The organism is Winogradskyella ludwigii, assembly GCF_013403985.1.
Lineage (GTDB): Bacteria > Bacteroidota > Bacteroidia > Flavobacteriales > Flavobacteriaceae > Winogradskyella > Winogradskyella ludwigii.
The window spans coordinates 602,417-627,448 of the sequence record NZ_JABFDF010000001.1; the positions used below are offsets into that span (position 1 = coordinate 602,417).

The window sequence follows — 25,032 nt, forward strand, 5'->3', positions numbered from 1 at the left end:
GCTATTAATCAATTATGGTAATATTATTTAGTCAATTCAAATGCTTTCATCATTTTAGTATCTGAATTTGCACCTATAAACACCTGAAACGCTCCAGGTTCTGCTACAAAATCTAATGTTGAATTATAGAATTTTAAATCTTCAACGGTTAATTTGAAAGTTACCGTTTTTGTTTCGCCTTTTTTAATTTCAACTTTTTGAAAACCTTTTAATTCTCTTACTGGTCTTGTTACGGAACCAACAACATCTCTAATATAAAGCTGTACCACTTCTTTACCATCGTAATCACCAGAATTAGTAACATCCACAGAAACCTCAACAGTTCCGTCCATACCAATTGAAGCGGTATTAGTTGAGAAGTTAGAATAATCGAAACTTGTATAACTTAAACCATACCCAAAAGGATATAAAGGCTCATTACGAACATCCATATAATTACTTTTAAACTTTTCAAATTTACCTTGATCATTTCCTAAAGGTCGTCCTGTGTTTTTATGGTTGTAAAAAATTGGTACTTGACCAACATTTCTGGGGAAAGTTGCCGTTAACTTTCCTGATGGATTAACATCTCCAAATAACACATCTGAAATAGCTAAACCTGCTTCACTCCCAGGAAACCAAACGTTAAGTATTGCTGGTACATTTTCGTTTTCTTCTACTAACACTAAAGGTCTTCCTGTGAACAGTACTAAAACTACAGGCTTTCCTGTTTTTAATAAAGCGTTTAATAAATCTTTTTGTACTTGCGGAATTCCTAAATCTGTTCTACTACTACTTTCTCCACTAAACTCTGCAGATTCACCAATAGTTGCAACAATAACATCTGATTTCGCAGCTATTTGAAGTGCTTCATCTAACAATTGCTTATCTGTACGTCCATCTCTTGGAATATCTTTCCCAAACATTGTAGCACGCTTTTCGAGATCTAAATCGTAATCTATATTACTTCCTTTTGCATACAACAATGTTCCTTTATCACCAATAACTTCTGTTAAACCATCGAAAACAGAGTTCGATTTTTCTTGATCTGTCGCCACACTCCAAGTCCCAGCCATATTATTAGTTGCTTTAGCCAATGGACCAATTAACGCTATAGTACTAGACTTTTTAATAGGCAATAATTGTTCTTCGTTTTTAAGTAACACCATAGATTCTGCCGCAACTTTACGTGCAAATGCTTTATTTTCTAGTGTGAAAATTTCCGTTTTTGATCTATTAACATCACAATACTTATATGGATCATCAAATAAACCCAACTGAAATTTAGCAGTTAACATGCGTCTTACAGCCGTATCAATATCATCCATAGACACCTTACCGTTTTCGTAAGATTCCTTTAATGTTTTTACAAAAGCAGCAGGTATCGAAGGAGAATCACCTGCCATATCCATATCGACTCCGGCTTTTAAAGCTTGTTCTGAAACTTGGTATTTATCACCAATGCCGTGTTCTGTCATTTCGTAAATCCCAGTATAATCTGTAACAACAAAGCCATTAAAACCCCAGTCATCACGCAACAAATCTGTAAGTAACCATTTGTTTCCTGTTGCTGGCACACCATCTATTTCATTAAACGATGCCATTACAGAACCAACACCTGCATTTACAGCTGCTTTGTACGGTTCTAAGTATTCATTATACATTCTAATACGACTCATGTCTACCGTATTATAATCTCTACCAGCTTCTGGCGCTCCATATAATGCAAAATGCTTTACACATGCCATTAAGGTATTGTTCTCACTTAGATCATCTTGCTGATATCCCTTAACCATTGCCTCAGCGATTCTACTTCCTAAAAATGGATCTTCTCCATTTCCTTCAGAAACGCGTCCCCAACGTGGGTCTCTAGAGATATCTACCATTGGCGAAAATGTCCAATTTATACCATCTGCACTTGCTTCTGTAGCTGCAACTCTAGCCGTTTTTTCTATCATTTCCATGTCCCAAGAACTCGATAGACCTAAAGGAATTGGAAATGTTGTTTTGTAACCATGAATCACGTCCATTCCAAAAATTAACGGAATTCCTAATCTGCTTTTTTCAACAGCGATTTTTTGAACTTCGTAAATTTTTTCGACTGTCTTTATATTGAATAAACCACCAACATTACCTTCTTCAATTCGCTTTCCTACATCAGAGCCTTTAGCAGCTCCTGTTGTAATATCGCCTGAAGTTGGCAGATTAAGTTGTCCTATTTTTTCGTCAATAGTCATTAATTCTAAAATTGAATCTACTTTTGAAGCAAAAGGGTTTTCTGTATCTGACGTCGATTTAATCTCTGTAGTATTGTTAGAATTACAGCTTGCTAGGGTTATTGCCATCACGGCAATTGCGATAGTTTGTACGTTAATTAATCTCTTCATTATTATAATTTAGTATTTGAAAAAAGCCATTTTAAAAGTTCTGGTTCTGCAAAAGCTGGATCCCAACTATTGTGGTTTGCAAAATCGTATAAGGTAAGTTTAGGAAATCCGCCTGCCGTAATTATTGCAGATGCCATGCTTAATGATAACTTTGGATCTACCACATCATCTTTAGCACCATGTAAAATCCAAAGTGGAATAGTTTTCGCATAAGCTGTTACAGATTCTGGATCTCCACCTCCACAAATAGGAATTGCAGCTGCAAACATTTTAGGATTTCGGTAGATAATTTCAAAAGTTCCCATACCTCCCATTGATAATCCCATTGCGTAAACCTGATCGGTTTTTACATAAGGTTTGGCAACCATCTTTGTCATTAAATCTATGACTAATGCCATTGCAGTAGTTGGTGCTTCATTGTATTTGTATTTAAATGTAATTGGCTTTGTAGAGCGATCTGCATCTAATTTAGACCAATAATCATTCTGAGGGCATTGTGGAAAGATTACTATTGCAGGAAACGAATCTCGTGTTGTTTCCTTTAAAAATAATTGACTACCATGAGCTAATTGCTTTTTATTATCGTTACCACGTTCGCCGGCTCCATGAAGCATTAGTACTAATGGATAGGTTTTAGATTCGTCAAAATCCTTAGGCAAAAGCATTCTGTAATTTAGCGTATCGTCATTAACCATATGATGTTCATACGAGAACAAATCTTTTGACGATTCGGTTTGCTGTGCGATTACACTAACTGAATTCAAAAATGTGAGACTAAAAATTAAGATTAAAAATAAATTTCTCATGATTCTATTTTTTAAGTTTAATAGGAAAAACCTAATATATTAAGACCATTTTGAACATCTTCATTTTGCATAAAATAATTCCACAAAAGTCCAGTTCTATAGTTCTCTATCATAATAATTTCTGGCCCTTGATCTATTGCTAAATATCTTTCAGTGACCCAATCATTGTATTGTGGACTAAAGGCATCATAAAAGCCTGCAGATCCTAATAATATCGTTTTCTTACTATAGAAATAATGTAGTGCTTCAAGTGATTTTTCTGGAGTGTAAGGCATGGAACTAATAGCTGCCGTAGGTGAAATAACACCTAAATCATTTTGGGGACTATGTGCGGAATATCCTGTAGATCCATCTGAATTCCGACTATAACTAGCTGTTAAGCCCCAACAATTCTCACCGTAATCTATATAATTGTTTGGATTGTTAACACAGTGTTGGTAATTGATATTGGTATGGTTGACATTTAAATCCCAATAATTAGCATATTGATCTGTTAAGTTGGTTGGGTTTAATCCTAAAAATGAATAATGTGCCCAAAATAAAGGACCTGTCCCTGATCCTGCATGATCTAAAATTAATGGAATATTATATTGACTTGCCGAAGACACGATACCTCCATTACTCGCCCAACCTTCGTTATATACTTCTGGTGTAATAGCATAATCTGTTGACGCTGCTCCTAAAATAAAAGCGATTAATGTTTCGTTGTAACCTTTTAATTCTAGATTAATTGAAAAACCATTGTCTGGACTCCAATGCCAATACAAGGCATTCTGATTTTGAGTATACCAATTCCACTCTACGCCTTTCCATAGTATATCTGCTTGAGTCGCTAAAACAGCTTCTTCTTCCGATCCATCTTTAAAATATTCTTTCACACAAATTAAGCCTTGCGCGAAAAGTGCCGTTTCCACTAAATCACCTCCATTATCTTGATCGCTAAATGGAATTACGTCACCGTTTACTCCATTAATCCAGTGCGGCCAAGCTCCATGAAAACGATCTGCATTTTCAAAGAAATTTAAAATCTGACTTAATCTATCGTAGCCTTCACTTCTTGAAATATAACCTCTTTCTATACCAACCAATATTGCCATTAATCCAAATCCACTGCCTCCTGTAGTAACTACATTCTGACTGTTTGAAGGATCATTTGGATGATAACGTTCTCTGGCTGCACCTGAGTTAGATTCCGCATAATCCCAAAAATATTTAAAAGTCGTTTCTTGGGTTAGGTCTAATAATTCTTCGTCTGTTAATTCTTCAACTACAGGATCATCATCACTTGGATTATAAGGTTCCTGATAACCTGGACCATCATCTGACCCACAGCTAACAAAGAAAAACACGACTATTAATAATTTTAAAAACTTCATATTGTTAATCTTTTTTATACTTAAAACCTAAGCGATCCAAACCTGATTTTACATCTTTATTTTTCATGAATAAATGCCACAATAAACCTGTTCTATAATTTTCAATCATTACAGGAATTGGCCCTTGATCTATCGCTAAATATCGTGGTGTAGACCAATTATCTTCAAAACTGAAAGCATCATAAGGACCATATTTCCCCACTAAACTATCATGGTTTTTATAAATATTCTCCAACACATTCATACTCTCTTTTGGCGTATATGGAAATGATGACAACGCTGCTGTTGGAGAAATTACTCCTAGATCATTTTCTGGTCTGTGACCATAGTAGCCTTTCATAGAGTAACTTGATGTTAATCCCCAAAGACTATCGCCATAACCTTCAAATCCTTTTGGATTATCTACAGCATATTTGTAATGAATTTTAGCTTGATTTTGAGTCAACTTCCAATAATCTGCATATTGATCTGACAAACCTGTTGGATTTAATCCTAAGTAAGAATAATGCGCCCAAAATAAGGGTCCAATAGTGTGATTATCGTGTTCATAATAATTAAGAACAAGATCTTCGTCGTAATATTTGTTAGTTGACACAATTTTGCCATTTCTAGCCCAACCTTTTTCGTAGACAGATTTACTAATTGGATGTGTTGGTGAGGCTGCTGCAAGAACGTACATTATTAAACATTCGTTATAACCACCTACAGGAAAATTCATATCCCAACCATACTTTGGTGACCAATGCCAATACAAAACGTCTTCACCATTTTTAGTATACCAATCCCACTCTACACTTCTCCAAAGTTCATCAATCTTAGAGACTAGTTGTTTCTCTTCTTCAGTATTACCATCAAAATATTCTGAAACGGTTAATAATCCTTGAATTAAAAAGGCCGTTTCTACCAAATCACCACCATCATCTTTTTTACTAAAAGGATATGCTTTACCTGTTTCTCCATCGATCCAATGTGACCACGCACCATGAAAACGATCTGCTTTTTCAAGAAAATTGACAATCTTTAAATATCGATTTAAAGCGTCTTCTTTTTTAATGTAACCCCTTTCAATACCAACTAATATTGCCATAACACCAAAACCACTTCCGCCTGTAGTTACTGTGCTTTTAGGTGATAAATTATAAACATCATCCATATGTAAACGCTCTCTAGCTAAACCAGAATTTGGTTCTGCACCTTCCCAAAAATAATTTATGGTTTGTTTCTGAATGGTATCGAGCAGAGTATTGTTACGAAAACCTTCAACAACATCTGTATCATTAGATATGACTTCAACGTCATTTACATCGTCATTTTTAGTATTGGATTTACACCCAACCATAAGACAAAATAAACAGCCTATGACTACTATTTTATGTAAATATTTCATTTGAATTATAAGTAATAATTTAGCGACATTTTAGTGATTAAAATGCCGCTAAAATTAAAGTAAGAGATCATTAAAAAATTAATAGACTAACTCATTTAAATTATCAATTTTTATAACATATCTGTGATCTCAGATTGAGATAAAGCTTTATTAAACAATCTTAATTCATCTATACCACTTAAATCCGATAAGTGTCCCCAATAACTGAACGTTTCACCTCCAGCTCCGATAGTTATGTCTGAACAACCTGTCCAGTCAATACTAGAACCTAAAGTAGATGAAAGTTGCTCTACACCATTAAAATAAATTTTACTTTCAGTATCAGAAACGGTTAAAGCAATATGTACCCATTCTCCTGCTGTAACATCTATAACACCACCATCGTTCCAGCTTTCACCATCACCAACTCCGACGTTAACTTTAATACGTTGCTCTGTAGCACTACCTTCTCTAAATAATCTGAAGCCTTGGTTTCTATTTTCTGGAGTATCATTTCCAACAACTAATATTCCCGAACGATCTGGTGTTCCATCTACCTTGTACCAAAATGCAGCACTAAAAGCATCAGCACCAAACAATCCGTCTATAGGAAATGTTAAGTAAGACTCTGTAGCTCCCATAAACGCATTTGAACCTTCGTAACCTTCACCATAGTATCCCGTTGCTCCAACCATTGTAGGTTCATTTAAACTTACAAATTCAGTATTAAATCCATTAAATGGCATATAAAACGTTTCCCCAACGTATGCTGGCTCGTAAGGATTAGTGACGTTAATCATATTTTGGATTTCATCTTGAGATAACGTTGTATTGAATAAACGAAGTTCATCCATAACACTATCATCAGACTCATGTCCCCAATAACCAAACGTTTCTCCACCTGAACCAATAGTAATACCTGTAGTACCTGTCCAATCTATAGCTCCGCCTGGTATAGTCGAATTCACAGGTAAACCATCAAGGTAAATAACTGTTTCTGTTGGTGAAATTGTAAAAGCCACGTGAACCCACTCTTGAGCAGTTACATCTATAACACCTCCATCATTCCAGCTATCTGCATCACCAGTACCAATATTTAATTTAATACGTTGTTCTGTAGCACTACCTTCTCTAAATAATCTAAACCCTTGATTTCTATTTTCCGGAATATCATTTCCGACAGTTAAAATCCCAGATCTATCTGGATCTCCGTTAACTTTATACCAAAATGCACCACTCATATTACTACCAAACATATCTTCTACAGGAAATGTTAGATAAGAATCTTCAGTTGCTCTATAAGCATTAGTACCATCAAAGTGTTCTCCTGCAAAAGTTGGTGTACCAACTTCTGAAGCTTCAGTTATAGATAAAAGCTCTGTAAAAGTATCATCGAATGGCATGTAAAATACTTCGCCTGCGAATAAAGCTTCATATGGAGGAGCTTTAGAAAAGTTTACAGTAACTGTTGTAACATTTCCTACTATATCAGTTCCTGTAACCGTTAACACATGCTCACCACTTGATAAGCTATCATATGTAAATTCCTCATTAACTATTCTATAATCCAAGAAGGTATCATAACTAGAAATCTCTACTCCATCTAAGCTTAAAACGACACTACCAACTTCAATATCATCTTCAACTTTGAATTTAATAGTGATTGGTACAATTAAATCTAAACTATTAATTTCGGTACCTTCTGTTGGATACGTCACCGTAACAACTGGAGCTCCTGCATCTGGACCCGGATCTATTTCAGTGATTGGATCTATACCTTCATCACATGATGCTAAGAAAAGCATCGTAAAAATTACTACTGTTTTTAATAATATATTTTTCATAATGTCTTAGTCGTTTTGGTTTTGATTGTAATCATTAAGAATATAACTCTGATCTAATTGCGCTTGTGGATAAGGTAAAAAGGCTTTATCCATGGTGAAATTTCTTCCATCGTAGCTCAATTCTTCAGTTTCCCCAAGTCTAACCATATCATAGAATCTAATTCCCCATTCCATACCTAACTCTGCAAATTTCTCGTCCATTACCTGATCACTAGTTACTCCACTTAAATTACCTAAACCAGCACGATTTCTTACTTCATTTACAGCGCTATCTGCACTACCTGCAGAACCAGACGCTCCTCTTGTTAGTGCTTCAGCATACATTAATAATACTTCAGAATACCTGATAACTGTATAGTTTTTATTGGTTCCATAATCAATTCTTCCTTCAGTTAACTCTATAGACGGTAAATAATGCTTACCGCTAGAAAAGTATGCTCTTGTATAATCATTTATAATATCTCCATCTCTTGTTGTATTAGATATCCAACTTGGTAATGTAGCATAAGCAGGATCTGTCTGAAGTTCTGCAATACCTCTATCTGTAAATAACACACTTGTTTCTAAACGCACAGTTTCGTTTCTATCTAACATGAACTTAATATACTTAAAACTTGGTTCATAGAATCCCCAACCGCTTCCTGCTTCTGGCACAGCAGCGGTCCAATTTTCTGGTCCATAAAAAGCAAATAAATGACTTAAATTTTCTCCTGATGCCTGGCCAAAATCTGAATATTGAATTTCTAAAATATTTTCATTAGCTAACTTTCCATCAAGCTTGAATAGATGATAATAATCATCGAAAAGCTGAAAGCGATTAGAATTAATAATTTCACCTGCTGCATCAGCAACATTTTGGTAATTACCAACCTCTAAATTAGCCATAGCTTTTACCGATAAACCTGTGTATTTAGTAATACCACCTGGCAAATCTACTCTTTGGTTAGGTGCAATATCTAACAAATAAGGAATTGACTCGTCCATTTCGTCTGATATCCAAACCATTAATTCATCTTTAGGAAGCACTTGAATTTGCGTCTGATCTGTAGTCTCAATCTTATATACATCTCCAAACATTCTAGAAAGCTCTAGAGTTATAAAACCTCTTAAAACTCTACATTCTGAAACGTATTGATCAATTAAATCTGAATCTACACCTGCAGCTCTAAACTTTTCTAATTGTTCTATTTGAGCTGTAATTTGAAGAATATCTTGAGCCCAATTTTCAAAAAACACATTATACATCCAAAAATTATTGTCGTAAACAAAATTATCTGTATCTGCAAAACCCTGCTGATCACCAAGACCACCAGCGTTTACATCATCTCCTCTTACAGATAATAAAGGAATTTGCTCCCAGCCAATGTCGTTAAACTTTTGATAAGCACCAACTAATGCACCTAATGCACCATCTGCACTAGAGTAATCAATATCATCTGCAACAACGACTAGTTCTTGTTGTTCATCTAACTGATCTTCACAAGTAAACATGAAAACAGGTAATATGAATAAAATCAATCTTATATTAAATATATTTTTCATCTTCTAATTTTTTTAAAGTTTAACTGTTACACCAAATGTATAAACTGAAGGTGTTGGGTATGTTTGAGTATCTCTACCATCAAATCCAACTTCTGGATTAAAACCGTCATAGCTTTTAGTTGAAAGAAAAGGTCTATCTGCCGTTAAGGTGAAACGCATCTCAGGTAAATTTTTCTCTCTTAAGGTATAAGCTAATTGAATGTTCTGTATTCTGAAGAAGTCACCGTCTTGTAAAAAGAACTTAGACAATCTTTGATTCCAAACATTTCTATAGCCTTCTGATGACGGGAACTCATTGGTTGTGCCTTCACCATGCCAGCGATTAACAGCTAATTGTGCATCTATATTACGCCCTTGAGTTCTGAGGACTTCCATACGGTTTGTGTTCAAAATCACGTTTCCTCCTTGACCATAAAAAGAAACATTTAATTCAAAAGCCTTGTATTTAAGACCTAAACTACCGCCGTAATAATAGTCTGGTACTGGTGATCCTAGGTACTCTCTATCTTCAGCGTCTAAAGCACCATTTGAATTATTGTCTTTATATTTAAAATAACCAGGCTTAATATCTGTACCATCTGCAATAGCTGCTTGAGCAACTGGATCTGCATCAATCTCTGCTTGATTTTGATAAACACCCTCTATTTCCCAACCATAAAATACATTTATTGGCTGACCAACAACTAAACGCTGACGTGCTTCTGCTGTACCTCTATCGATATAAGGTTGCCCCTCAAGACTTGTAATTTCATTATCTAGTGTACTAAAGTTTCCTGAAATAGTATAACTCCAATTTTCTGATATTTTACCATTCCAAGTCGCAGCTAATTCAAGTCCTTTATTTCTTAATGAACCTACATTTTGATAACTTACATCTGTACCTATTAAAGGCAACACTGGAATAGCTAGATTTTCGGTATCCTTTATAAAATAATCTGCTTCTAAAGACAAACGGTTATTAAAGAAGTTAGAAGATATACCAAGGTTTAACTCTTCGGTATATTCCCAATCTAAATCATCAGATGCTGTAGAAAACTGAAATCCATTTACTAAAGTATCGTCAAAAACAGTTGAAATCGTGGACGCACTTTGAGGAATACTTGCAGGTACGGCATCATTTGCCAATCTACCCCAACCTGCTCTAAGTTTAAAATAATCTATAAAATCTATATTTTCCATAAAAGACTCTTTAGACAATTCCCAACCTAAACCAAATGCAGGTAAATACACATATGTTTCATCGTATTTATTACTACCTTCTGCACGAAATGTTGCATAAGCTAAGTACTTATCTTTAAGTTTGTATTGAGCTCTAGTAAAATATGAGAAACCATAAGAACGACTTCCTCCGTCGTATGCTGTTCTACTATCTTCTGATGTATTTCCTAAATACCACGTTTTATCATTACCTCTAATAAAAGCTCCGTTAGGATCAAAATTACCAGAAGCACCAAAGTTTCTTCCGTAATCATCTCTAAATGACATTCCGGCTAAAACAGTAACATCATGTTCTCCGAATGAATTTGTATAGGTTAACGTATTATCCCAAATGTAATTTTCCGTAACAGCGTTATTTCTTGTTATTGAAGACTGATTAATACTTCTCTGATAATCATCCGTAACATAATATGGTAAAGAAACAATACGCTCATTAACTCCTAAATAATTATAAGACAAACTAGTCTTAAAGCTTAATTGTTTTGGTATTAATTTAAAATCTGCATAAAAATTAGCGACAGTTCTTCTTCGCTCTCCTCTTCTATCAGAATTATCCAATAGCGTAAATGGGTTTTGCGCATTTCTATAACCAATCTCTCTTGCATCTGAGTATGGTAACGGACTTGCTTCTGTAAAATTATTATCATACAAAGGTAAAATAGGCACTGCGAAATAAGTTAATTGCCAAGCGGAAGCTTCATCATCATATTTTACAGCATTACTGTATAACATGTTTCCTCCAACATTAAGCCAATCATTAACTCTAGCATCTACTTTTGCTCTAACGTTAAAACGCTCGTAACTGTTTTTCATATCAAGAATACCATCTTGAGCAAAAAAGTTTCCACCAACAGAATAAGAAACATCTTCGCCACCTCCATTTACCTGGAAATCGTGATTCTCTATAGAAGCAACTCTAAGTACCTCATCATACCAATCTGTATTTACATTTGGTATATTAGGATTCACTCTACTACGACCAAAGCGCTGTATAGCTTGCTCAACGCTAGAAATTTCAGCCGCAGAACCAGACTCTTGTGCAAACGTTACAAACTGTTCTGAGTTTGCCATTTTTAATACATTCTGAGCAGTCTGCATACCATAGTAAGTAGAAAATGTAATTTCTGCTTTCTTATTAAATCGACCACCTTTAGTTGTAATTAAAACCACACCATTTGCAGCTCTTACACCATATATTGCAGAAGCAGACGCATCTTTTAATATTGATACACTTTCAATCTCACTAGAGTTTAAAAAATCTACATTATCAAAGAAAGCACCATCCACAACAAACAACGGTGAAGAGTTACCGTATAATGAATTGGTACCTCTAATAATAATCTCTGGCGTTTCTCCTGGAGATCCTAAACTACTAACTTGCACACCTGCAACTTTACCTTGGAAACTCTGAGCAATCTGAGCTGAGGGAGTTTTTTGTAATTCTTCTGGTTTAATGGTAGAAATGGCACTTGTTAAGTCTGCTTTCTTCTGAGTTCCATAACCTACAACAACAACTTCACTAAGCGAAGCCACATCATCAGTTAAAACAACATTTAATTCCGCCTTATCACCTACAGTAATTACCTGTGCTACGAAACCTACATAACTGAACTCAATTTGCTCACCAGCTTCCGCCTTTATTATGTATTTACCATCAAAATCAGTAGTGGTTCCTCTACTAGTTCCTTTAATTATGACGCTGGCACCTGGTAAAGGCATACCATCACTCTCACTTGTTACAATTCCATTAATTTCTATCTGTTGTGCAAAAGAACAGATTGAAAAAAACAACATCAACAATAGACTAATTTTTGTTTTCATATAGATTGTTTAATTTTTAATTATAGAGATTAGTTAATTCAATTACGAAGTTATAACCTATTACTAAGAGCTCTTAAATTCTATTTACATTTTAAATACACCACAACTAATAAAGAAGGTTAAAAAATGTTAATAAAACTCGCTGTGACGTACTCTAAAGCTATAAAAAAAACGTTGTAGTGAGAAGAAGATTAACACAATGACGTAGTAATGACGTATTGAATTAATGAGATAAAGTGAATTATTACGTCTAATTTTTGATATTTAACAAATAATCGACTAAAGAAATATCATTTTCTAAATCTAACTTCTTTTTTAATCGATATCGATGTGTTTCGACCCCTCTAACTGAGATATTCATAAGTGGAGCGATTTCTTTAGAGGAAAGATTCATTTTGATGTAGGCACAAATCTTCAAATCTTTAGGAGTGAGTGCAGAATGTTTAGCTTTTAAAGTTTCGAAAAATTCATCGTGAACTTGACTAAAATTATTTTCAAAAACCTCCCATTCGTCTTTTAAGACAATTGAATTATCTAATTTCTTTACAATCTTTTTGTAAGAATAATGATTATTAAATCCTTCTTTGTTTACCATCAAATCATTTTTGATATCTTGAAGTGTCTCATTTTTCTTAACCAAGGCCATAGCATTATTTGCTAGTTGCTTACTTTTTAATTTAATCTCATTTTGTAAGGATTCATTTTTAAGCTGAACAATATGTTTTTCATTCTCTAAAGTTTGTTCTCTAAGTAATTTTTGTTGTTCCTTTTGATATTTGATTTTTATTAAACGTTGTTCTTTTGCTATTTTCTTATGGTGAAGCGTATAAAATATAAATATAATTAAACACGCGAAAAGGAAATACAAGACATAACCAGCTGTATCTCTATACCAAGGTGGATAAACCTCTATATGCAATAATTTAATTGGAGATGCATTACCTGCATTATCGCTCGTTCTAAACAGCATGTTATAATTACCATCTGTAAGATTGGAAAGTTCAACCTTATTACCATCTATCCCGTACCACAAACTATCATTAACCTCATCGTCTGCTTCTATAACAATATATTCGAAATGATGATTTAGCGATTTTGAAGATGACAATTCTACAGCTAAACTTTCTTTAAAATCAAAACCCAACCCGTCGGACTCTATATTATTAATAGCAATAAGGTTTCCACTAATATTAATGGACTCAACGATTGGCTTATGTAACTCAATATTAGCATTCGATGTGCTATTGACAAGCATAAAGCCATTGTCTAAATTTAAAGCATAAACAGAATCACTAAGTTTAGATACATTCTCATAGCCAACGATATATCTATTTTTAAGAAACACATCATTTAAAAAAAAGTCTTTATATGGATCATCAAAAGATGTGAATTTTATAAATCCTCCTTTGTTTTTTAGAGCAAAAAGTTCCGTATCATCTTCTGAAATAATATAACTATTTTCACCTAGCCTTTCATTAAGTAAATCATAAGGAATAATGGAATCTAAAATAGGTTCATAACGTTGCCAACCTTCATTCGTTTTAAAACTTATATTATTTCTAATATTATAAACGCGCACATTAAAATTAGAATTGATGCCTTTATCTTGATAATTCTTCACTGAGGTTATTGTATCATAATTCGCATCAAAATGTAATTTAGAAACCCCTTTTGTTGCATGAGCGACCCAAGCTGTCGTTGGATTTTCAAAAACTAAGAATCGTGAGGGAATTGTAGTTTCACCTAGGTATTTCACATTCCATTTCCCCGCAACTTTCTCAAACTTTACCAAACCAGAATACGTTCCTTGTATATAGGTTTGTTCTGTTTCTGGAACTTTTTTAATTGTCCAACCTCCAGTATAATTAGATATTAACGTTAGTTTGTCTTTATCTACAATAAAGGTTCCTTCATTATGACCACAGAATAACTCCCCTTCTACAATTTCTAAATCCCAAACCTGCCCTTGAGAGCCCTCTATAAAATTTAAGTTTTGATTTTTATCTAATCTAAAAAGCCCTGTATTGGTTCCTACATAAATATCACCTTTATAGTTTACAACATCATATACAGCACCTAATTTACCTGACACATCATTAAAAAAGTAATTTAAACTATTAAGCTCAATGTTAGCAATACCATTATCCAAACCTAACCAAAGGTTATCTGTATCATCTAAAAATTGTCCTAAAACGGTATTATTAAACAGTCCATTTTCTTTACTAATGTGATATTTAAGGTCACCATTTTTATCGGTTAAAAAAACACCGTCTTTTATAGTCCCAAAAACCATATCGCCATTTCTTAATATAGAAAACGTGTTTAATTGGTGTAATCGGATTTGATTATTAATACTAAAACCAGTTGGTGTTAATTTTTTATTCTCTAAAAAATAACTTCCTTTTAAAGAGGTCATTAACAAGAGTTTTCCATTATAATTATTGATAGAGACAATTTTAGTATCTAATAACGCTTCGTTAAAATAAAAAGGCTCTAAGGTTTTATCTTTCAATAAAAATATACCTTCATTTAAAGTACTTATAAATAAATCATTTTCTATAACACTACATGAAATAATAACAGATTCAGGCCTTAATTGTATTACACTTTCAAAATCGTAGACATATATATTTAAGAATGATCTAAAGATAATTTTATCATCAAAGCTTACAATCTCCCATATTTCTTCATTAGGAGAAATAACATCTAATATAGTATCACTTAATGAATGATAATTTAGAGATCCAAATTTATCGCGCTCCCAGTAACCAAACTCTTCATAAGACCCTGTGTAAACCATATCATTTACTGCCAATACTGATCGTACAATGGTAGTATTGGGTAATTGATGAAATTTCCAAATTAAACCATCATACTCTAATAAACCACTATTATTAGCCACATAAACTTTACCATCATCTGCTCTAGTAATATCCCAGTTTTGGTTACCAGCCTTATATTCTGCTAAGGTGTAATTATGTATACTTGGCGCAAATTGACCATAGCATTGCGTAGCATATAACAGACAGAAGGTAAAAACGACAAATAGTTTATTCATGTTATTAAAATACCAAAATTTATGATAATAATTAAATTAACGACTCACTTCCCATAAGAAAAAACACAAGTAAAGCACCACATCCTATTGAGACAAACACACAAATATAAAAGAATACCACCAATGAAATTTCCTAGATAATGTCTTAAAATAGAAACATTCTTGAAAACAAGCATTTAAACCATTAGAAATTTTGATGTCACAAAATAAATTATAACCTTTGGTTTACAATATGAAAAAATACGTCATTAATATTATATCTATAATTCGCATCGAAATTATTTCTCGAAGTCAAGGAAAGCTATAATAAAAATAAAACATAAATTTATTTCAAGCCTTCCAGTAATTCGGAAGGTTTTTTTGTACAAAATAAAATTTTGAACATCATAATTAATACACTCTAAAAACCTAATAAACAATAGGTTATACCAATCACACAACAATTGAATTTAGATTAATTATTATTATCCTTTTACTAATACTATACATATAAAGTAATTTAGACATTGCAAATAATTTTTGCCAAAATAAAACTATGAGCGAATTAAATAAATACAGTAAAACAGTTACTCAAGATCCAACGCAACCAGCTGCTCAAGCCATGTTGCATGCCATTGGATTGACTAAAGAAGATTTCTTTAAACCTATTGTAGGAATTGCAAGTACAGGTTACGAAGGTAACCCTTGTAACATGCACCTTAACGACTTAGCTAAACTAGTTAAAGAAGGCACAAAAAACGAAGATGTTATTGGTTTAATCTTTAACACTATTGGTGTTAGCGATGGTATTTCTATGGGAACACCTGGAATGCGTTACTCACTTCCTTCACGAGATATAATTGCAGATTCTATGGAAACCGTAGTACAAGCTATGAGTTACGATGGATTAGTAACTGTTGTAGGTTGCGATAAGAACATGCCAGGAGCTTTAATTGCAATGATTCGTTTAGACAGACCGAGTATTTTGGTTTATGGTGGCACAATAGATTCAGGTTGTCACAACGGAAAAAAATTGGATGTTGTTTCGGCTTTTGAAGCATGGGGAAGCAAAGTTGCTGGAACCATGGACGAAACAGAATATCAAAACATTGTTGAAAAAGCCTGCCCTGGAGCTGGTGCTTGTGGAGGAATGTATACTGCAAACACAATGGCTTCTGCTATTGAAGCTTTAGGAATGACTTTACCTTTCAACTCTTCCAATCCTGCATTAAGCGACGCTAAGAAAGAAGAATCAATAAGAGCCGGAGAAGCTTTACGATTATTATTAGAAAAAGATATAAAACCCTCAGATATTATTACTAGAAAGTCTTTAGAAAATGCCGTGAGATTAGTCACCATTTTAGGTGGTTCTACAAATGCAGTCTTACACTTTTTAGCAATTGCTAGAGCTGCTCAAATTGATTTTACATTAAAAGATTTTCAAGATATTAGTGATAATACACCCTTTTTAGCCGATTTAAAACCAAGTGGAAAATACCTTATGGAAGATGTTCATGCTGTTGGAGGAATTCCTGCTGTATTAAAATATCTTTTAAAGAAAGGCTTAATTCATGGAGATTGTTTAACCGTTACAGGAAAAACAATTGCAGAAAACTTATTGGACGTTCCAGATTTAAAAGCAGGACAAGATGTTATAAAACCTATAGAAGAGCCTATTAAAATTTCAGGACACTTAAGAATGCTTTACGGCAACTTAGCTACAGAAGGTAGTGTTGCAAAAATAACAGGCAAAGAAGGTTTATGCTTTAGAGGTAAAGCCAAAGTATTTGAAGGAGAATATGCCGCAAATGATGGTATTAGAGATGGATTAGTTGAAAAAGGCGATGTTATTGTTATTAGATATGAAGGCCCAAAAGGTGGACCAGGAATGCCAGAAATGCTTAAACCAACTGCTGCAATAATGGGAGCTGGCTTAGGTAAAGATGTCGCATTAATTACAGATGGCCGTTTCTCTGGAGGAACTCACGGATTTGTTGTTGGCCACATTACACCAGAAGCTCAAGAAGGCGGTACAATTGCCGTTGTAAAAGATGGTGACATTATTACTATTGATGCAGAAACGAATTCAATATCACTTGAAGTATCAGAAGTAGAACTTCAACGAAGACGTCAAAAATGGGAAGCACCTGCTTTAAAATTCAAACGTGGTGTGCTTTATAAATATGCAAAAACCGTTTCATCTGCATCAAAAGGATGTGTAACAGATGAATTCTAATTTCTGAGAAAGCAGAAATAAAAAAGATAAGAATTGAATAACCAATCTACGCAACCTAAGAGTTCGTTGTACAGATTTTAAAAATGAGATTCCCATTTCATGGGAAGTAAAAACATGAAAGAAACTCAAACCATAGAAAACCAAACTAAAAGTTCAGAAACTACAGAACGTATTTCTGGAAGCGAAGCTGTAATCAAATGTTTATTAGCTGAAGGTGTTGATATTTTATATGGATATCCTGGTGGAGCAATTATGCCAGTTTATGACGAATTATATAAGTATCAAGACAAAATTCATCACGTCTTATCTCGTCATGAGCAAGGAGCAGCACACGCTGCCCAAGGTTACGCTCGTATTTCTGGAAAAGTTGGTGTTGCTATAGCGACTTCTGGCCCAGGTGCAACCAATTTAATTACTGGTATTGCAGATGCACAAATAGACTCTACTCCTTTGGTCTGTATTACAGGTCAAGTAGGATCACATTTATTAGGGAGTGACGCCTTCCAAGAAACGGATATTGTAGGTATTTCTACACCTGTTACTAAATGGAATTGTCAAGTTACAAAAGCATCTCAAATCCCTGAAGCTTTAGCAAAAGCATTTTATATTGCTAGAAGTGGACGGCCAGGACCTGTTTTAGTAGATATAACTAAAGATGCTCAGTTTGAAGAATTCGATTTTAAATACGAAAAATGTATTGGAGTAAGAAGTTATAAACCCGTTCCAAATACCGATGAAAATTCATTAAAATGTGCAGCAGAACTCATTAATAATGCAAAAAAACCATTAATAGTTTGGGGACAAGGTGTTATTTTAGGAAAAGCCGAAGAAGAATTTAAAGCCGTTATTGAAAAAGCAGGTATTCCTTCTGCTTGGACCATTTTAGGAGCTTCTGCGATTCCTACATCTCATCCTTTAAATGTAGGTATGGTTGGTATGCATGGTAATTATGCACCAAACGTTTTAACCAATGAGTGTGATGTATTAATTGCTATCGGAATGCGATTTGATGATCGTGTTACAGGAAATTTAGAATCTTATGCTAAACAAGCTAAAGTGATTCATTTTGATATAGATCCTGCAGAAATAGATAAAAATGTAAAAACAGATGTAGCCGTTTTAGGAAATTCTAAAGACAGCTTAAAGAAGCTTTTACCTCTATTAAATACAGCGTCTCATAGTGAGTGGCATCAAAAATTCAAGGATTTGTATGCCATAGAATACGAAAAAGTAATAAAAGACGATTTACATCCTACAAAAGAAGGCTTAACCATGGGAGAAGTGTTGAAAGAAATCAACCTTCAAACCAAAGGAGATGCTGCAATCGTTAGTGATGTTGGTCAGCATCAAATGATTGCTTGTCGTTATGCAGAATTCAACAAAACCAAAAGTAATATTACGTCTGGTGGCTTAGGAACTATGGGATTTGCATTACCTGCAGCTATTGGAGCAAAAATGGCAGCTCCAGATCGTGAAGTTGTTATGATTGCTGGAGATGGTGGTTACCAAATGAATATTCAAGAATTAGGAACCATTTTTCAACAAAAAACACCTGTTAAAATTGTGGTACTAAATAACGAGTTCCTTGGGATGGTTCGCCAATGGCAACAACTATTTTTTGACAAACGTTATGCATCTACAGAAATGGTAAACCCAGATTTTGTTGCCATTGCAAAAGGTTATCATATTGAAGCACAAAAAGTATCTGAACGAAAAGATTTAAAAGCTGCGGTAAAAGAAATGATAGACTGTGAAGGGCCTTATTTCTTAGAAGTTAGAGTAGAAAAGGAAGGCAATGTATTTCCTATGATACCAACAGGAGCGAGTGTTTCAGATATAAGACTGGAATAACAGCACAATAAAGAGATAAAACACAAAAGAGTTTAGAGCTAAAGGCAAACAGCTAAAGCATCAAGAAAATGAGTACAGAAACAAAACAATATACCGTTTCAATTTACACGGAAAACAACATTGGATTATTGAATAGGATTTCAGCAATATTCCAAAGAAGACACATGAATATTGAAAGTTTAAATACATCTCCTTCAGAAATTGAAGGGGTTTCAAGATTCACAATTGTAGTTAATATTACAGAATCTCAAATGAAAAAGATTCAAGGTCAGATTGAAAAGCAAGTCGAAGTTATTAAGGCTTACTATCATACTGAAGATGAAATCATCTATCAAGAATCTTGTATTTTTAAAATGAGATCCAATTTATTATTTGATGAACGTCAAATTCAGAATATAATTAAAGAAAGTAATGCAAGAATTGTCACTGTAAATCGTGATTTCTTCGTTATTGAAAAATCAGGAAGAAAAGAAGAAATCGATTTATTACACCGAGAATTATCTGTTTTTGGAATCATGCAATTTACGCGTTCAGGACGTATTGCTGTTACTAAAGACGAAATGAAAATATCAACAATGCTTACAGCGTTGCAACACTAAAAAATTAAAAATAAGTTTAGAGTAAAGAAAAGAGTAAAATTAAGGACCTTCTAAAGTATCTTATTTCTCTTTTATGATTTCTCTTCTCTTAAACAAAAACTAAAAACAATGTCAAATTATTTCAACACATTACCATTAAGAGAACAATTAGAGCAATTAGGAAAATGTCGTTTTATGGACGCTTCAGAGTTTGAAGATGGAGTAAACGCATTAAAAGGCAAAAAAATCGTAATTATTGGTTGTGGTGCACAAGGTCTTAACCAAGGTTTAAATATGCGCGATTCTGGATTAGATATTTCTTATACACTGCGTCAGGTTGCTATTGACCAAAAACGTGAGTCTTATAAAAATGCGACATCTAACGGTTTTACTGTAGGCACGTATGAAGAATTAATTCCAGAAGCAGATTTAGTCTTAAACTTAACACCAGATAAGCAACATACAAACGTTGTAAAAGCAGTGATGCCTCTTATGAAAAAAGGAGCGACTTTAAGTTATTCTCATGGTTTTAACATTGTTGAAGAAGGTACACAAGTTCGTGAAGATATCACTGTAATTATGGTGGCTCCAAAATGTCCTGGAACTGAAGTAAGAGAAGAATACAAACGTGGTTTTGGTGTACCAACACTTACAGCTGTTCATCCTGAAAATGATCCAGAAGGAAAAGGTTGGGCCCAAGCAAAAGCTTATGCTGCTGCAACAGGAGGACATCGTGCAGGTGTTCTAGAATCGTCTTTTATAGCTGAAGTAAAATCAGATTTAATGGGAGAACAAACCATTCTTTGTGGCTTATTACAAACAGGAGCTATTCTATCTTTTGACAAAATGGTTGAAGAAGGTATTGAACCTGGTTATGCAGCAAAATTAATTCAGTTTGGTTGGGAAACTATTACTGAAGCCTTAAAGCATGGTGGCATTACCAATATGATGGATCGTTTATCTAATCCTGCTAAAATAAAAGCTTATCAATTATCTGAAGAGCTAAAAGACATTATGCGTCCATTATTTGAGAAGCATATGGACGATATTATTTCTGGACATTTCTCCAAAACTATGATGGAAGATTGGGCTAACGATGATGTTAATTTATTATCATGGAGAGCTGCAACTGGTGAAACAGCATTTGAAAAAACAGCGTTAACATCAGATCATATTTCTGAACAAGACTATTTTGATAACGGCGTATTATTAGTTGCTTTTGTAAAATCTGGAGTAGAACTTGCGTTTGAGTCTATGATTAGCGCTGGTATTATTGAAGATTCTGCTTACTACGAATCTTTACACGAATTACCATTAATAGCAAACACTATTGCACGTAAGAAATTATTTGAAATGAACAGAGTAATTTCAGATACAGCAGAATATGGTTGCTATTTATTTGATCATGCTTGTAAACCATTATTAACTGATTTTATGAAAACAGTGAGTACTGATATTATCGGAAAACCATTTTCAACGTCAAATGGTGTAGATAATTTAGAATTAATTGCAGTTAACGATGCCATAAGAAATCATCCTATTGAAGAAGTTGGTCAACGTTTACGCGCAGCGATGACAGCGATGAAAGTTATAAAATCAGATGTTGAAACTAAAGATCCAGTTTTAGCATAGATATTTTAGACCTGTCAAGTTTCATATTGGCTAAGCATAGTCAAAATAAAACCTGACAGGTCTATTTTTAATATAAACTTGAATTATGATATTAGAAGTTGCCACTCTACATATTAAAGAAAACTTAGAAAAACAATTTGAACACGATTTTCTAAAAGCTGGCAAATACATAAGTTCAATAAAAGGATATAAAGGTCATACATTGAGAAAATGTATAGAAAAAAGTAATACATATATACTACTCGTCGATTGGGAAACTATCGAAGATCACAACATAGGATTTAGAACCTCTGAAGTATACCTTAAATGGAAAGCACTCTTACATAATTATTATGACCCCTTTCCAACTGTTGAACATTATGAAACTATAATAGAAAACAAAAAATAGATTCTCACTTTTGTGGGAAGAACGCATGGAAGAAACCAAAACCACATACAGACCAACATTAAAAGCAGTTGAAGCTGCAGCAGAAAAATTAAGAGGTATTGCTTCTGTAACACCCTTAGTTAAAAATGTAAGATACTCTAAAGACTTTGAAGCCAACATTTATCTAAAAAGAGAAGACTTACAAGAAGTTAGATCTTATAAAATTAGAGGAGCTTATAATAAAATTTCGTCTTTAGACTCTTCTTTAGTTGAAAATGGAATTGTGTGCGCAAGTGCCGGAAATCATGCCCAAGGTGTGGCAATATCATGTAAATTATTAAAAATAAAAGGCACAATTTTCATGCCTACACCAACACCTAATCAAAAAATTGAACAGGTAAAAATGTTTGGTGAAGATTATGTAGACATCATTTTAATTGGAGATACTTTCGATGATGCTTATCATGCTGCCATGAAGCAAAGCGAAGAACAAAACAAAACTTTTGTTCATCCTTTTAATGACGAAAAAGTTATTGAAGGACAAGCAACTGTAGGTTTAGAAATAATAGACCAAGCAAAAGAACACCCTATTGATTATGTTTTTGTTCCTGTTGGTGGTGGCGGACTTGCTGCTGGATTATCCTCTGTATTTAAGATATTATCACCGCAAACAAAAATTATTAGCGTGGAGCCAAAAGGAGCACCTGCAATGCTAACTTCAATTAGAGAAAACAAAAATACCGAACTTAAAACTATAGATAATTTTGTAGATGGAGCTGCCGTAAAACGCGTTGGTGATTTAAATTTTGCTATATGTAAAGAAACTCTACATCGTGTGGTCACTGTAGATGAAGGTAAAATTTGCCAGACCATCTTAGACTTATATAATAAAGAAGCTATAGTTGTTGAACCAGCAGGAGCACTAAGTCTATCTGCTTTAGAGCAATTTTCTGAAGAAATAAAAGGTAAAAATGTGGTTTGTGTTATTAGCGGAAGTAATAATGACATTACTAGAACTGCAGAAATTAAAGAACGCGCACTACTCTATGCCAATCTAAAACACTATTTCATTGTTAAGTTTCCACAAAGAACAGGAGCTTTAAGAGATTTTGTAGTTGATATTTTAGGTCCAAACGATGACATTACACATTTCGAATATACTAAAAAAGCGAATCGAGAAAACGATGTGGCTGTCGTTGGCTTACAACTAAAATCACCAGCAGATTTAGAACCATTAATTACCAAGATGAAGCTTCATAATTTTTATGGAGATTATCTCAATGATAAACCCGATTTATTTCAATTCCTAGTATAAGCTTAACATAGATTTAATCGAGTATACGGTTTCATATTCGTATCTTTATTAGCACTAATTAATAGTTCAAACCAAGAAATTATGAGTGTAGAATTTACAGAGATTCCAGAGCAATTTCAAATTAAAAATTTAGTAGAACAAAACACTTATCTAGTAGAAGGTTCATTAATACCTTGGAGAGGAGAATTTTCAAAAGTATATTCAACAATTTCATCAACTGCAGAATACCAACCTACACTTCTTGGCTCTATTCCTACTTTAGGAAAAAAAGAAGCTTTAAGAGCTTTAGATTCTGCCGTTTTAGCATACAACAAAGGACAAGGTTTATGGCCTACAATGAAAGTTGTAGATCGTATTGCTTGTATGGAAAAGTTTGTAGAGCAAATGAAAACCAAACGTGATGAGGTTGTAAAACTTCTCATGTGGGAAATTGGAAAAACCTTACCTGACTCTCAAAAAGAATTCGACAGAACTGTAGAGTATATTTACGATACCATTGAAGATTACAAACAAATGGATCGCGACAGCGCTAAATTTGTAAAAAGCTCAGGAGTTAACGCACATATTAGAAGAGGACCTTTAGGTGTTGTGCTTTGTTTAGGGCCTTATAATTACCCTTTAAATGAAACTTTTGCCTTATTAATTCCTGCTTTAATAATGGGAAATACGGCAATTTTCAAACCTGCAAAACATGGTGTTTTATTAATCTCACCATTATTAGAAGCTTTTAGAGATAGTTTTCCAAAAGGAGTTGTAAATATTATTTACGGTCGTGGAAGAACTGTCGCAGCTCCAATTATGCAATCTGGAAAAGTAGATGTTTTAGCGTTAATTGGGAATAGTAAATCTGCCAATGCTTTACAAAATCAACATCCAAAAAGTAATAGACTGCGTTTAGTTTTAGGTCTAGAAGCCAAAAACCCTGCGATTGTATTAAAGGATGCCGATTTAGATTTGGCCATTGATGAGTGTATTGCTGGAACCACCTCTTTTAATGGTCAACGTTGCACAGCATTAAAAGTATTGTATGTACATGAGGATATCATAGAAGAATTTAACAAACGTTTTTCGGCAAAAGTCGATGCTCTTAAATTTGGAAATCCATGGGAAGATGGTGCTAAATTAACACCATTACCAGAAACAGATAAACCTGCATATATACAAGATCTTATTAACGATGCCTTAGAGAAAGGTGCAAAAGTTATAAATACTAAAGGAGGAGAAACTACTGAAAATTATATTTTTCCTGCCGTTTTATATCCTGTAGCAAAAGACATGCGTGTTTTTCAAGAAGAACAATTTGGACCTGTAATTCCTGTAATTCCATTTTCAGATATTGAAGAACCTTTAGATGATATGGCAGAATCTAACTATGGGCAACAAGTCAGTTTATTTGGTAAAGATGTAAAAACATTAGCACCATTAATAGATACTTTAGTAAATTTAGTTTGCCGTGTAAATTTAAATAGCTCTTGCCAACGTGGACCAGATGTCTATCCTTTTACAGGACGTAAAGATTCTGCTGTAGCAACACTAAGTGTTCATGATGCTTTGCGTTCGTTTTCAATAAGAACATTTGTAGCCTCTAAAGACAATGATTATAACAATGCTATTTTAAAAGATTTATTAGACTCAAGAGCGTCAAATTTTGTAAGTACGGACTACATACTTTAAATA

Annotated in this window: 15 protein-coding genes; 7 read left to right on the forward strand and 8 right to left on the reverse strand. The window is 33.8% G+C overall.

Translation table 11 applies throughout. The features are described from left to right. Positions 1-23 precede the first annotated feature (23 nt). The 8 genes from bglX to HM981_RS02610 form a co-directional block, all read right to left on the reverse strand. Entirely contained in the window at positions 24-2,366 is a 2,343-nt protein-coding gene (gene bglX / locus HM981_RS02575) for a beta-glucosidase BglX (RefSeq protein ID WP_179337019.1), read from the reverse strand. A gap of 2 nt (positions 2,367-2,368) precedes the next feature. Next, a complete protein-coding gene (locus HM981_RS02580; protein ID WP_179337020.1) occupies positions 2,369-3,172 on the reverse strand; it encodes a carboxylesterase family protein in 804 nt (267 codons plus the stop codon). Between the two features lie 17 nt (positions 3,173-3,189). After that, positions 3,190-4,548 (reverse strand): glucoamylase family protein, encoded by a 1,359-nt coding sequence (locus HM981_RS02585; RefSeq protein ID WP_179337021.1) that lies wholly within the window; start codon positions 4,546-4,548, stop codon positions 3,190-3,192. A gap of 4 nt (positions 4,549-4,552) precedes the next feature. Then, positions 4,553-5,935: a glucoamylase family protein gene (locus HM981_RS02590; protein WP_179337022.1), complete on the reverse strand. Its 1,383-nt coding sequence runs from the start codon at positions 5,933-5,935 to the stop codon at positions 4,553-4,555. A 110-nt stretch (positions 5,936-6,045) separates the two neighbouring features. Further along, positions 6,046-7,758: a LamG-like jellyroll fold domain-containing protein gene (locus HM981_RS02595; RefSeq protein WP_179337023.1), complete on the reverse strand. Its 1,713-nt coding sequence runs from the start codon at positions 7,756-7,758 to the stop codon at positions 6,046-6,048. Positions 7,759-7,764: 6 nt separating this feature from the next. After that, positions 7,765-9,300 carry a RagB/SusD family nutrient uptake outer membrane protein gene (locus HM981_RS02600; RefSeq protein ID WP_179337024.1) on the reverse strand — a complete coding sequence of 512 codons (1,536 nt, stop codon included), beginning with the start codon at positions 9,298-9,300 and terminating at the stop codon, positions 7,765-7,767. Positions 9,301-9,312: 12 nt separating this feature from the next. Next, positions 9,313-12,339 carry a SusC/RagA family TonB-linked outer membrane protein gene (locus HM981_RS02605; RefSeq protein WP_218846244.1) on the reverse strand — a complete coding sequence of 1,009 codons (3,027 nt, stop codon included), beginning with the start codon at positions 12,337-12,339 and terminating at the stop codon, positions 9,313-9,315. A 250-nt stretch (positions 12,340-12,589) separates the two neighbouring features. Then, positions 12,590-15,397 carry a helix-turn-helix and ligand-binding sensor domain-containing protein gene (locus HM981_RS02610; RefSeq protein ID WP_179337025.1) on the reverse strand — a complete coding sequence of 936 codons (2,808 nt, stop codon included), beginning with the start codon at positions 15,395-15,397 and terminating at the stop codon, positions 12,590-12,592. A gap of 535 nt (positions 15,398-15,932) precedes the next feature. Here HM981_RS02610 and ilvD point away from each other — a divergent pair. The 7 genes from ilvD to HM981_RS02645 all read left to right on the forward strand — a co-directional run bounded on the left by ilvD (position 15,933) and on the right by HM981_RS02645 (position 25,029). After that, positions 15,933-17,612, forward strand: coding sequence for a dihydroxy-acid dehydratase (gene ilvD / locus HM981_RS02615; RefSeq protein WP_179337026.1), 1,680 nt, complete (start codon positions 15,933-15,935; stop codon positions 17,610-17,612). A 114-nt stretch (positions 17,613-17,726) separates the two neighbouring features. Beyond that, the gene (gene ilvB / locus HM981_RS02620; RefSeq protein ID WP_179337027.1) at positions 17,727-19,463 is read left to right on the forward strand and encodes a biosynthetic-type acetolactate synthase large subunit; all 1,737 of its coding nucleotides are present in this window, start codon (positions 17,727-17,729) and stop codon (positions 19,461-19,463) included. Between the two features lie 68 nt (positions 19,464-19,531). After that, positions 19,532-20,062 (forward strand): acetolactate synthase small subunit, encoded by a 531-nt coding sequence (gene ilvN, locus HM981_RS02625; protein ID WP_179337028.1) that lies wholly within the window; start codon positions 19,532-19,534, stop codon positions 20,060-20,062. 108 nt (positions 20,063-20,170) lie between these two features. Next, complete coding sequence (ilvC, locus tag HM981_RS02630; RefSeq protein ID WP_179337029.1) at positions 20,171-21,673, forward strand: ketol-acid reductoisomerase; 1,503 nt, start codon at positions 20,171-20,173, stop codon at positions 21,671-21,673. An 85-nt stretch (positions 21,674-21,758) separates the two neighbouring features. Continuing rightward, entirely contained in the window at positions 21,759-22,061 is a 303-nt protein-coding gene (locus HM981_RS02635; protein WP_179337030.1) for an antibiotic biosynthesis monooxygenase family protein, read from the forward strand. 25 nt (positions 22,062-22,086) lie between these two features. Next, positions 22,087-23,355 (forward strand): threonine ammonia-lyase, encoded by a 1,269-nt coding sequence (ilvA, locus tag HM981_RS02640; RefSeq protein ID WP_179337031.1) that lies wholly within the window; start codon positions 22,087-22,089, stop codon positions 23,353-23,355. Positions 23,356-23,436: 81 nt separating this feature from the next. Continuing rightward, positions 23,437-25,029: an NADP-dependent glyceraldehyde-3-phosphate dehydrogenase gene (locus HM981_RS02645; RefSeq protein ID WP_179337032.1), complete on the forward strand. Its 1,593-nt coding sequence runs from the start codon at positions 23,437-23,439 to the stop codon at positions 25,027-25,029. Positions 25,030-25,032: the final 3 nt, after the last annotated feature.

Coding starts and splice junctions, on each gene's coding strand:
- HM981_RS02585 (WP_179337021.1), bottom strand. CDS start 4,548: ATGAAGTTTTTAAAATTATTAATAGTCGTGTTTTTCTTTGTTAGCTGT.
- ilvB (WP_179337027.1), top strand. CDS start 17,727: ATGAAAGAAACTCAAACCATAGAAAACCAAACTAAAAGTTCAGAAACT.
- ilvD (WP_179337026.1), top strand. CDS start 15,933: ATGAGCGAATTAAATAAATACAGTAAAACAGTTACTCAAGATCCAACG.
- HM981_RS02610 (WP_179337025.1), bottom strand. CDS start 15,397: ATGAATAAACTATTTGTCGTTTTTACCTTCTGTCTGTTATATGCTACG.
- ilvC (WP_179337029.1), top strand. CDS start 20,171: ATGTCAAATTATTTCAACACATTACCATTAAGAGAACAATTAGAGCAA.
- HM981_RS02590 (WP_179337022.1), bottom strand. CDS start 5,935: ATGAAATATTTACATAAAATAGTAGTCATAGGCTGTTTATTTTGTCTT.
- ilvN (WP_179337028.1), top strand. CDS start 19,532: ATGAGTACAGAAACAAAACAATATACCGTTTCAATTTACACGGAAAAC.
- HM981_RS02580 (WP_179337020.1), bottom strand. CDS start 3,172: ATGAGAAATTTATTTTTAATCTTAATTTTTAGTCTCACATTTTTGAAT.
- bglX (WP_179337019.1), bottom strand. CDS start 2,366: ATGAAGAGATTAATTAACGTACAAACTATCGCAATTGCCGTGATGGCA.
- HM981_RS02600 (WP_179337024.1), bottom strand. CDS start 9,300: ATGAAAAATATATTTAATATAAGATTGATTTTATTCATATTACCTGTT.
- ilvA (WP_179337031.1), top strand. CDS start 22,087: ATGGAAGAAACCAAAACCACATACAGACCAACATTAAAAGCAGTTGAA.
- HM981_RS02645 (WP_179337032.1), top strand. CDS start 23,437: ATGAGTGTAGAATTTACAGAGATTCCAGAGCAATTTCAAATTAAAAAT.
- HM981_RS02595 (WP_179337023.1), bottom strand. CDS start 7,758: ATGAAAAATATATTATTAAAAACAGTAGTAATTTTTACGATGCTTTTC.
- HM981_RS02635 (WP_179337030.1), top strand. CDS start 21,759: ATGATATTAGAAGTTGCCACTCTACATATTAAAGAAAACTTAGAAAAA.
- HM981_RS02605 (WP_218846244.1), bottom strand. CDS start 12,339: ATGAAAACAAAAATTAGTCTATTGTTGATGTTGTTTTTTTCAATCTGT.